The organism is Marinomonas sp. SBI8L (genome assembly GCF_001624705.1).
Lineage (GTDB): Bacteria > Pseudomonadota > Gammaproteobacteria > Pseudomonadales > Marinomonadaceae > Marinomonas.
The window spans coordinates 58893-70685 of the sequence record NZ_JSEO01000002.1 but is presented as its reverse complement, the minus strand read 5'-3'; the positions used below and the strand labels follow the sequence as shown (position 1 = coordinate 70685).

The 11793-nt window shown below is 40.0% G+C and carries 8 protein-coding genes; 3 read left to right on the top strand and 5 right to left on the bottom strand.

The genetic code is table 11. From position 1 onward, the window contains the following. The first annotated feature begins 76 nt into the window (after positions 1-76). Complete coding sequence (locus tag OA91_RS02415) at positions 77-1471, top strand: aminotransferase (RefSeq protein WP_063337005.1); 1395 nt, start codon at positions 77-79, stop codon at positions 1469-1471. Positions 1472-1675: 204 nt separating this feature from the next. Here the strand turns inward: OA91_RS02415 and hisD are convergent, their stop codons facing one another. The 4 genes from hisD to OA91_RS02395 all read right to left on the bottom strand — a co-directional run bounded on the left by hisD (position 1676) and on the right by OA91_RS02395 (position 7700). Further along, positions 1676-2995 carry a histidinol dehydrogenase gene (gene hisD / locus OA91_RS02410; RefSeq protein WP_063337004.1) on the bottom strand — a complete coding sequence of 440 codons (1320 nt, stop codon included), beginning with the start codon at positions 2993-2995 and terminating at the stop codon, positions 1676-1678. Between the two features lie 214 nt (positions 2996-3209). Next, positions 3210-4688 carry an aldehyde dehydrogenase gene (locus OA91_RS02405; protein WP_063337003.1) on the bottom strand — a complete coding sequence of 493 codons (1479 nt, stop codon included), beginning with the start codon at positions 4686-4688 and terminating at the stop codon, positions 3210-3212. Positions 4689-4759: 71 nt separating this feature from the next. Further along, a complete protein-coding gene (aspA, locus tag OA91_RS02400; protein WP_157203773.1) occupies positions 4760-6598 on the bottom strand; it encodes an aspartate ammonia-lyase in 1839 nt (612 codons plus the stop codon). 157 nt (positions 6599-6755) lie between these two features. Continuing rightward, positions 6756-7700, bottom strand: coding sequence for a LysR family transcriptional regulator (locus OA91_RS02395; protein WP_046017175.1), 945 nt, complete (start codon positions 7698-7700; stop codon positions 6756-6758). A 192-nt stretch (positions 7701-7892) separates the two neighbouring features. Between OA91_RS02395 and OA91_RS02390 the strand changes: the two genes are divergently transcribed. Both OA91_RS02390 and OA91_RS02385 read left to right on the top strand, forming a co-directional pair. After that, on the top strand, positions 7893-8594 hold the full coding sequence (locus tag OA91_RS02390; protein ID WP_082827752.1) for a hydrolase: 702 nt from the start codon (positions 7893-7895) through the stop codon (positions 8592-8594). 617 nt (positions 8595-9211) lie between these two features. Then, positions 9212-11539 (top strand): EAL domain-containing protein, encoded by a 2328-nt coding sequence (locus OA91_RS02385; protein WP_197477714.1) that lies wholly within the window; start codon positions 9212-9214, stop codon positions 11537-11539. On the opposite strand, the gene OA91_RS02380 is transcribed toward OA91_RS02385, so the two are convergent. After that, positions 11529-11780, bottom strand: coding sequence for a cysteine-rich CWC family protein (locus OA91_RS02380; protein WP_063337001.1), 252 nt, complete (start codon positions 11778-11780; stop codon positions 11529-11531). The two genes, OA91_RS02385 and OA91_RS02380, sit on opposite strands and share 11 nt — an antisense overlap. Positions 11781-11793: the final 13 nt, after the last annotated feature.

The following is an 11793-nucleotide window of genomic DNA, read 5'->3' as shown; positions in this document are numbered from 1 at the left end:
TTTATACCTAACAAATGCCTACCTTAGAGAGATCAGAAAAAAGAATAATAATTTTCATTGAGGAGTAATCTCGAAAATGTCCAATACAAAAAACATCAATATGAAGCAAGTGTGGCAACAAGATAAAGATCACTATGTTCACCCTTGGACTGACTTTTCAACCTTCAAAGAGCAAGGCTCTATGATCCTCGCTGACAGCGATAATGTGCATGTAGTGGATGGTGAAGGTAAACGCTACCTAGATGGTATTGGCGGACTGTGGTGCGTCAACATAGGTTATGCACGCGAAGAAATGGCACAAGCCATTGCTGATCAAATCATGAATATTCCTTACTATTCTTCATTCGGTCATCACACGACAGTTCCTGCGGCACAGCTTTCTGCCAAACTTGCAGAACTAGCGCCAGGTAACTTGAATCATGTCTTTTACGGTTGTGGCGGCTCTGTTGCCAACGATACCGCGGTTCGTATTATCCACTTCTACTTTAACCAGCTAGGTAAAAAATCGAAGAAGAAAATCATCTCTCGTATTGATGGTTACCATGGTAGTACTTATATGGCCATGTCGATTACTGGCGTCAAGTTTGACCACATTGGTTTTGATATTGAAGAAGAGCTTGTACACCATATCTCATGCCCTAATCCCTATCGTCGTCCAAATGATCAAAGTATCGAAGACTTCTGCGATGAGAAGATTCAAGAGCTAGAAGATAAAATTCTTGAATTAGGTCCAGATAACGTTGCTGCATTTTTTGCAGAACCTATCATGGGTGCTGGTGGTGTTATCGTACCGCCTAAGGGTTATCACAAACGCTCTTTAGAAGTGTGCCGTAAATATGGCGTTCTTTATGTATCAGATGAAGTGGTTACGGCCTTTGGTCGTTTAGGCCATATGTTTGCATCTGATGATGAGTTTGAGATAGTACCTGACATCATCACTTGCGCAAAAGGCTTAACCTCTGGCTACCTTCCTTTAGGTGCCACCATAATGTCTGATGATATTTACGATGTTATCAGTGTGCCACAAGAAGACGGCGCCTTATTTACCCATGGTTATACCTACTCTGGCCACCCGGTTAGCTGTGCGGCTGCAATCAAAAATATTGAGATCATGGAGCGTGAACAACTTTGCGAGCACGTGATGGATATGGGTGCTTATTTCGAAGAACAAGTTAAATCACTGGGTGACCTTTCTATTGTTGGGGACGTGCGCGGTCGTAAATTTATGATGTGCATTGAGAATGTTGCCAATAAAGAAACCAAAGAGTTAATCAACCCTGATGCTGCTGTGGGTAACCGAATTGCAGACCATTGTCAGGCTCGCGGTTTGATTGTCCGTCCATTGGCGCATATGAACGTATTGTCACCACCACTGACGCTTACAAAAGAGAATGTTGATTTCCTAGTCAGTACCTTAAGAGAAAGTATTGAAGCCACAACCCAAGATCTAAAACGTGATGGTTTCTTATAAGTTTACAGGCTGAATTACACCCACCAGCCTTATGAGCAGCTTCCCAAGTTGCTCATTTTGGGTAGATGTTCTCCCATCTACCCTTTTTTGTGCCTGTAAAATAGGGTTTTCAGTTATTCTTATCACTCTCCAATCACCTATCTTTATATTTAATAAACACAAAAAAGCGGTGACTAGCACCGCTTTGATGGCACTTTTACTTCTTTACTTTATTAAGCTCTTGCGCTTATCAGATACCGCATTTGCGTGAGCATCAAAACCTTCGTAGCTAGCCAAGACGTGCGCATGTTTTGCCATTTCTGGATAACCACATTGAGTCACATACGCCACGGACATGAACTTCATAAAATCCATCACAGATAATGGCGATACAGTGGCTGCCGCCCCTGAAGTGGGTAAAACAGCATTACAGCCTAAAACAAAGTTACCTAAAGTGCTTGGTGAGTGTTGACCTAATAAAACCTCACCTGCATTACGAATCTTACCCAAGTATTTCCATGCATCTTGACTTAGAATTTGTAAATGCTCAGGTGCGTAGTCATTAATAAAATCAAAAGCCTGCTCAATATTGTCAGCGAGAATTATGCCCCCCATAGGACCTGTTAGCACTGTCTTTGAGTATTCAACCCTAAGCTCACTCATAGCTAACCAATGCTGAGGAATAGCTGATAATGCTTCTTGCGCCACTCTAGATGAGGTTGTCACTAAATAGGCAGAGGAATCTGGCCCGTGTTCTGCCTCAATCAATAAATCCATAGCAGCCAGTGCGCCATCAACACTATCATCTGCAAACACGATAGATTCCGATGGACCCGCTGGAATACCTGGGTCAATCAGGCTAGCGAGCTCTTGCTTTGCTGCTATCATCCATGGACTACCCGGTCCGACTATCTTGCTGCATTTTGGTAATGTATCCGTACCATACGCTACCGCTGCCACCGCCTGTGCCCCACCGCATTTATATACCTGATTGATGCCATTTTCTTTTGCAGCGACCAAAGTTGCAGCATCAACACGTCCGTCAGGCCCAGGTGGTGTTAAAATAACCACTTGCTCAACCCCAGCCACAACCGCCGGAATGGCATTCATCATGAGTACGGATGGAAAAGACCCCTTACCTCTTGGCACGTAACAAGCGACAGAAGGAATCGCCAAATACTTTTCACCAACATAACTACCACTTCGAACTTCTTGCATCACCATTTCTTGAGGTTTTTGCGCCTCATGATATTGACGTATGTTGTTTGAGGCATATTTGATTGCGGCTAATGTATCCTCATCGACCTGAGCTTGGGCATCAAGAAACTCTTGTTCTGTCACTTGAATTGTCTCTAGACTTAAACTGGCACCATCAAACTTTTTTGTATACTCAATGAGAGCCAAATCACCCTCTTTCTTCACCCTTTCAATAATGGGCCTAACTTGATCTATATAAAGACTCAAGTCAGCCTCTGTTCGCATTAATAGAGATTGCCTTTTTGCTGAGTCAAGCTCATCAAGCTGCCATAAATTAATGTTTTGCATGTAATAACTCCAAATTAAATAAATCTCAAAACAGGCGTCACGCATAGGTAAAACGACTAAAAGTTGGGGGAAATAAAATTAGAAAAGAAAACCGAGCTATATCAGGCGATAAGGTTCAGCCTTGATTCATCTTGATAAAAAAATTACTCATAGGTTCTAAATAAAAAAAGCACAGAGTGAATCAAACTCTGTGCTTCTTTTTTACTAAAACAACCTAAGTAAGCTTGATCCAAGTGGTTTTTAACTGAGTAAATTTTTCAAGTGCATGAAGCGACAAATCACGACCAAACCCTGACTGCTTGTAACCGCCAAATGGTGTCGAAAAGTCTAGAGCATCCATTGTATTCACAGAGACTGTACCTGCTTTTAGTTTCGCAGATACTTTATGAGCTCGGTTTAAGTCTTGGGTCCAAACAGAAGCTGCCAATCCGTAAATGGAGTCATTCGCTATCTTGATAGCCTCTTCCTCTGAATCAAACCCAATAATGGCAGCCACAGGACCGAAGACTTCATCTCTCGCTATGGCCATTTCAGAGCTCACATTATCAAAGATTGTTGGCGCCACTACGGCAGTACTCTCATCACCTAAACCACCTGTTACCAAGCTTGCTCCTTGTTCAAGGGCTTGAGAAATACAGGCTCTAACATTGCTGGCATGTTGTTGGTCAATTAAAGCACCCACTTGGGTATCTGCATCAAGCGGATCACCAACCTTCATTGATTTTGCTTTTGCTACAAACTTGTCTAAGAAAGCCTGCTTAATACTAGATTGAACAAGAACACGTGAATTTGCCGAGCAGACCTCGCCCTGATTAAAGAAGATACCAAAGGCTGCATGCTCTACAGCAGCGTCTAAATCACAATCAGCAAAAATAAGGTTTGGACTTTTACCACCAGTCTCTGGCCAAACCTGCTTTAAATTGGAAGCAGCAGAATAGCCCATAAATAATTTACCCACTTGAGTAGAGCCAGTGAAAGCTAAGCAATCGACATCTTGATGAAGACCCAAGGCTTTACCCACTATGTGTCCGTGACCTGTTACGACATTTAAAACACCATCTGGCAAACCTGCCTGCTGAGCAAGCTCAGCGAGTTTTAATGCGGTCAATGGTGATTGCTCGGCAGGTTTAAGTACCACAGAGTTACCACTAATTAGCGCTGGTGCGAGCTTCCATGCTGCGATATCAAGCGGGAAGTTCCATGGCACAACAGCTGCAACCACACCAACAGGTTCACGTGTAATCGTGGCAACATTGTTTTTATCTGTTGGCGCTACTTCACCATAGAGTTTATCGATCGCTTCAGCGTACCATTCAAAGCAAGCAGCTGAACCTGGTATATCGACATTCATAGCGTCTTGCACTGGTTTGCCTACATTTAGGCTCTCAAGCAAAGCTAACTCTTCATGATTTTCCATAATCAAACTGGCAAGCTTCTTTAAAACAGCTTTTCTTTCTGCCGGCGCTTTATCTGCCCAAACGCCAGCATCAAATGACTCCCTAGCCACTTTTACTGCAGTATCTACATCAAGTTCGGTACAAGCAGCCGTTTGATTTAGTCGCTCACCATTTGCTGGGTTAATTGTCTCGTATACACCTTTATCACTGGCATCAACAAAACGTCCATTAATAAAAGCCTGATGTTTAAGCTCAATCTTTTGCTGTAGATCTAACCAGTCTTGTTTGTTTTTCATTCTTTTTCTCCAATCAGGACACCTTGCCCGACATAGGTTCTATTAAATAGTTTTAGTCTAATTTTATGGGATCAAACTAGCTGCATTGGTTCTTTAACACGCATTTTTCGGGGTGCTGTCATATTCTCTACACTGAGCACGTCATCTAAAGCTTGTTCAGATAACAGACCTTCAGCCAAAATAAGATCTCTAACACTGGCGCTTTCATCTAAGGCTTGTTTAGCAATACGAGTAGCATTCTCATAACCTATAAATGGGTTAAGCGCTGTGATGATGCCAATACTGTGATTAACCGTGTTTAAGCAATGCTCAACATTTGCGGTTATTCCCTTGATACATTTTTGCGATAAGGTTGAAACAGCGCGAACCTGTAATCGTAAAGACTGTAAAACATTAAAGACGATGACAGGCTCCATAACATTGAGCTGTAATTGCCCTGCTTCACTTGCCATTGTTATCGTGATGTCGTTCCCAATAATCTGAAATGCAACTTGATTGACCATTTCGGGTATCACAGGGTTAACCTTGCCTGGCATGATTGAGCTACCTGGCTGCATAGCGGGCAAGTTGATTTCTTGTAGCCCAGCTCTTGGACCACTCGACATGAGCCTAAGGTCATTGCAGATTTTAGATAACTTGACAGCATTTCGCTTAAGCACGCTGGAAAAGGTTACAAAAGCGCCCATGTCAGACGTTGCTTCAATAAGGTTTCTTGCTCTGACTAATTCTTTTCCTGAAATACGGCATAGCTCTTCAATGGCTAAACTGGAATAATCAGGGTCCGTGTTTATCCCTGTTCCAATGGCAGTAGCACCAAGGTTAATCTCTCTAAAGTATTCAATAACGTCTTTCACTTCTGAGATATCTTCTTTCATGGTGAAGTACCAAGCATCAAACTCTTGACCTAGAGTAATAGGCACAGCATCTTGCAGCTGAGTACGCCCCATCTTGATGACATCAGAAAACTCCACGGCTTTTTGCTTCATCTGATAGCAGAGATCTGATAAAGCATCCACATAGTCCTGATGACTTAGCAAGATAGCTAAACGTATCGCAGTGGGGTAAGCGTCGTTGGTGGATTGAGAGAGATTCACATGATTATTTGGGTGTAGATACTGATACTCCCCTCTTTTATGCCCCATGATTTCTAACGCTCTATTGGCAATCACTTCATTAGCATTCATATTCGTTGATGTGCCCGCGCCTCCTTGAATCACATCAACGACAAAATGCTCATGCCATTCACCCCCTATGATTTCATCACACGCTAGTCCTATAGCATTTTTATGTTCTTGTGACAGTAAACCCAACTTATGATTAGCATTAGCCGCCGCCTTTTTAACCATAGCAAGCGCGCTAACAAGTTGAGGAAAATGCTTGACCTTGATGTCAGTGATAGCAAAGTTTTCTTGGGCACGTAGGGTTTGAATGCCATACAATGCACTTTCTTCAACCTGTCGAACCCCAAGTAAATCTTTTTCGGTACGAAATGTTTGTACATCTAAGACCTGAGCATTCAAACGATTCATCTCTAATTTTAGAAAAGCATGACTTAAGAGTGCTGTATTTTGGTTTGTATCCAACCAAGTGGATAATGCCTGACGTTTAATACTGACAAATGACGCTGACTCACTCACAACACAAATATTACGTAATGCGGTGTCACTATCATCGCCTATGAAGGGGTTACAAAGTGAAGGGGTATCTAAATGCTTTTGAATGTCCTGATATATCAACTGACACTGCCCAGATACAAGCAAAATAACATCTGAGCTTAATAAGTCATGTTGGAACATTTCCCCTTGCTTTAATTTTTGCAAATGAAAGAGCTGTACCAGCTTATCAAACTCTGATTTGTTCAAAGTATCGCAAGGTAAAACCGATTTAATTATTTTTTTTAGGACAGTCATTTTTTAATCCAATGATATAGAGGGTTAAGCGCATTTACCTCGAAGTCAGTAAATGAACATATCTATAACAACAGATTAAAAAGCCCCAGTGCATATGTAAAATATTTAATTTAACTTTCCTGCATAAAAAAAATTTATGCAGGAAAGTTAAACAAGATTATTTCAAGTTTTTATAAAGACGCTTATCGGTAAACACTGAGTCTGTAAGCTCACTCGCTCTTTCTTTTAACATTTCAATAAAGGCATCTGCCACAGGTGTCAGCCTAAACTGAGCAACCTTTGCTACACCTAGCCTCAGTGGTCGCAAATTATCTGTTAAAGGAATAGCTATCAACTGAGAACCATCTAAGGCTAAGTTTGTTGCAAGTGGTGTATTAAACAAGGAGTAACCAAAACCGTTACCAACTAAACCTCGTACCATGCCCAAGGACTGTGCTCGATAGGCAAAATTAGGCTCAAGGTCTTGGCTTAAAAATAGCGAATAGAAATAATCTCGGCTCATAGGCCAATCCAACAGCACCATTGGATATTCTACGAGTTCTTTTAGACTTAATGTCTCTCTTTGTGCCAATGGATGATCTTGAGACAAGATGGCATAAGGAGGAAACTCTACAATCGGCTCGAATTCGATCTCAGCGGGAATTTGCATATCATAGGTTAAAGCAAGTTCATAACGACCATCAATCAAGTCTTCAATAATGTCTTTGTGATGGCTTTCATCACATTGAACACTTGCATCAGGGTAGGTTTCGACAAACTTTTTCATTAAAGAAGGTAAAAGTATTGGGGTAAAAGTGGGAAAGCCGACAATTCTCAGAGTACCAGCAACATCTTCACCGAGAGTATTCGCATAATGCCCTAACCCTTCAGCATCAGCCAAAAGCTGCTTCGCTTTAAGGATAAATTGCCTACCTGCAGGCGTTAAGGAAAGACCTTGAGCATGATGTCTAACAAAAAGCTGTAAACCTGTCACATCTTCTAAATGTAAAATGGCAGAAGAAATAGATGGCTGAGAAACAAATAAGGTTTCTGCCGCTCTGGTTACACTATTAAATTCACCTGCTTTTACAAAGTAACGCAGTTGCTTCAAGGTAAAGTTCATTATTATTTTTCCTACTTTTAATAAGTCATATTTCTTTAAATAAAATAATCTAATCCAATTTAGTTTCAAGAACATTTTTTCAAATACAGCATCTTGTTATCAATAAATCAACAAAGAATCTCATTTATAGTTATATATCACTTTTAAACCAACAATTAATATGACCTCACATTCAAAAACGAGGTTTAACTCATGAAAATTTTCAAATCTATTGTTAAAAATACTCTCTTCACAGCCGCACTATTAGGCTTAGCCAGCCAATCATATGCGAATAAATACAGTGAAGTATTAACGCCAGATAATGCCGTTCTAGCCATGATAGATCATCAAACTGGACTTATGGTGGGAGTAAGAGATATGAATCCTGCCCAGCTAAAAAATAACATTTTAGGCCTAACTAAGATGGCAAAGGTATTGGACTTACCAAGCATTGTAACCGCCAGCTATCCGCAAGGGCCTAACGGACCTGTAATGGGAGAAATTAGCCAAGTACTCACTGATGCAAAAGTGATTAACCGACAAGGTGAAATAAATGCATGGAAATCGCCTGAATTTAGAAAGGCAATTAAAGACACTGGTCGTAATAAAATTATCATGGCAGGCATAGTGACTGATGTGTGCCTAATGTTTCCTGCCATTTCAGCCGTTGCACAAGGCTATGATGTCTACGCGGTTGTCGATGCATCTGGTACTTGGGATAAAGTTAGCCGTGAAGCTGCGATTCATCGTATGACACAAGCTGGTGTAAAAGTAGTTACTTGGACTTCTGTACTCGCTGAGATTATGGATGACTGGAGAAGCCCTAAGGGCCAAGAACTTGGTGCTGTATTAGCAGAACATACAAGTTATGGTTATGTGTATCAAAGCTTTATCGCAAACAAAAAGCCTAACTAAGCAACTAAAATCAAGCTGGAGTCAGAGAAGGTTGCAGCTTGAAACTTTATCTAAGAGAGGTTTTATCAAAATAAAGTCTATATCAATACCTTTTCTCAAATCTCATCTATTACCCACTTCTTCAATGGCAAGACTATCTCTCTACCCACCACCTCCAATAATAGTGGGCACTAGGGAGTTTGCGAAAGTAATGAAGAGGCATTTAATTTTTAATCTAGACTAAACTTAGCCAAGGCTTGAACTTAATATTTTAAGTAGAACCAAGCTAATCAGAGCAAGTTACAGCCACAAATTGATTACAAACTAAATTAGGACTTACTTATTAATTTCATACACTTAGTAACAATAGGTGTCTTTTTCATTAATATGAAAGCATGAATTTTCTGCTAGGAATAATCTTGGTAAAATTTCGTTTTATAAATCACAAAAAACTACAATTGGCCAAGTTAATATAAATTTAATCAGAGAAAAAAGGTTATACTTATAGAGATAGAAGTAATCATTTTTATCTAAATATTATAGCTAATGGATTTGTTAAATATGTTGATTGATGGTAACGCGCATTTTATGAATAAATTAGTGCAGATCATACAATGCTAATATCAGCCAGACACTTAGTGTCCTTGCTCGTCCTTGTTTTATATACCTCTCTTTCCTTAGCAGAGACGGTTAGCATTCATCTCAAGTGGTATCACAAGTTTCAGTTTGCAGGCTATTATGCCGCCTTAGAACAAGGTTATTTTGAAGATGAGGGGCTGGATGTCCAGCTCATTGAAGGCGGCCCTCATAAAAACCACTTACACCAACTCATTAATAACTCGAGCCAATATGCTGTACTTGGTAGCGAGTCTATAAACTCATTGGCTCTTGGTTCACCCGTTATTATTGTTACCTCCATTTTTCAGCACGCTCCTGAAATTTTGATGACTCGTCTAGAAGACAATGTTCAAGATATAAAAGAGCTCAAGGGGAAAAAGCTAATGCTGGCTGATGCGGCGTTAGCAGGCCAAATTGATGCCATGTTGAATAAAAATGGTGTCCCTTCCACCAGCTACTCCAAACACCCTTATGATGGCGATGTTAGCAAGCTCATTGATGGTACTGTTTTTGCCATTTACGGTTATATCTCAAATGAGCCATACCAGTTAGCCGCTCTTGGACAAAAGGTTAAAATACTTTCACCGCTTGATTATGGTATTGATTTTTATGGTGACAGTTTAGCGACAACACAATCTGAACTGAATAATCACCCTAATCGTGTAGCATCCATTCGCAGTGCTGTTATTCGAGGTTGGAATTACGCCATCAAGTATCCAGATGAGATTATTAGACATATTTTGTCACTTGAAACACTCAACCCTAAACCCTTTAATTTATTGCACCAACAATTTGAAGCTCAAAAAACAATAGAACTAATCGATTCAAAAAAAATTCCTCTTGGTTATACCAGCCCAGATCGTTGGGCCGTTATGTTTGATACATTTAATGAAGTCACTAATGGTCAGGCTGTTTTCTCAAGAAAGTCCATATACGACGAATTCCATCAGGATAAATCTTGGATAAGAAACAGTATTATTGGCGCCATATTGGCTTTGCTGATGATAGTCCTCCTCTATGTTTGGAATCGTACTTTAAAAAGTAAGCTTGATTTTGCGATGCAAAAACTTGAGAAAGAGGCATTTGAAGACACATTAACCGGCATGAAAAACCGGTCTGCTATGATGCTTTTCTTCGAAGAATGTCGTACCCGTAATAAAACCAACCACTACTTGGCTATTATTGATATAGCCAAACTGCAAAAAATTAATAAAAGCCAAGGCTTTAAAATCGCTGACGATCTAATAAAAAATGTGGCGGATATCATTAGCCAATATGGTGATAAGCAAAGCCAATGCTATAGCTTATATGGTGGCAAATTTGCCTTCATTACTTCGGCCCATAGTCAGGATGAATTTAAACAAAACATTGATAATTTGATGAAGCAAATTATCAACAGAATGAAAAATATTAAACTACATTCTGGTGGTATCAAACTTGATTTCATTCTAGATAATTCGGCTATCGCTACCCGATTTGAACAAGCACTACAACACTCAAAAGGCTTAAAAAGTGACAAGTTAGTTTTTTTCTCAAATACTATCGTTGAAGCAATTGAAGCTAGAGAAAATCTCTTAAACATGGTTGCCTCAGGTATAAAAAATAAAGAATTCATTGCCTATTACCAACCCAAACTTTGCAGTCAAACGGGTGAAATCAAAGGCGTTGAAGCCCTTATTCGCTGGCAGCACCCACAAAGAGGCTTATTGAGACCTGGAGATTTCTTGCCTATTGTCGAAACCTCTAAAGACCTCATGCTTCAATTAGAAAACTATCTATTCAGTAGAATCATCAGTGAAGCATCACTATTAATCGAGCATTTTAATCATTGCCCAGGCTTTCGGATTTCTATTAACCTATCTTCCTATCAGTTTAATCGTGATTTTCTTGTGAAAGAGTTATTGGGAATTTGCCAAAAACATCAGGTTAATAGCAAATATATCGAATTTGAGCTTACCGAAAGTAGCATGTTAGAAGACTTAGATTGCGCCATTATCATAAGCAATCAACTTCAAGCGGCGGGCTTTCATGTCGCCCTTGATGATTTTGGCACTGGATATTCTTCTTTAGCCTACTTACAGAACTTACCTGTTAATGTGGTCAAGCTTGATTACTCCTTCGTGAAAAAAATCCCCCATGACATTCGCTCTGGCTATGTTGTTGAGCACATCATATTGTTAGCCCATAGACTTGGCTTATCTATTGTGGCAGAAGGTGTAGAGCAAGAAGAGCAGCTGAACTATTTAAAAAGGCTGAAAGTAGAACTTATTCAGGGTTTTTACTTTTATAAACCCATGCCAATTAGTGATGTTATTACCCTCAGTAAAAAATATGATATTAACGAGTAATTAAACCTTTAGACAAATGATTCAATTTCGTTAGGCAAGCTTGGCAAATGCAAGATTGACTCTGCCCAAGCTCAGAGAAACTCACCATATTTCCTTGCAGCTCTTCTAATTTTTCATTTAATTCTGGCGTTTTCTCAGGTAGCGACAATGATTCACACCAGCACGCTTTGCTGCTCATTTGATTAAGGCCACAAGCATTAGTTTGATGACATAAGGGGCAAGTATATTGGTTTGGTGACAAAATTTACGCCTCA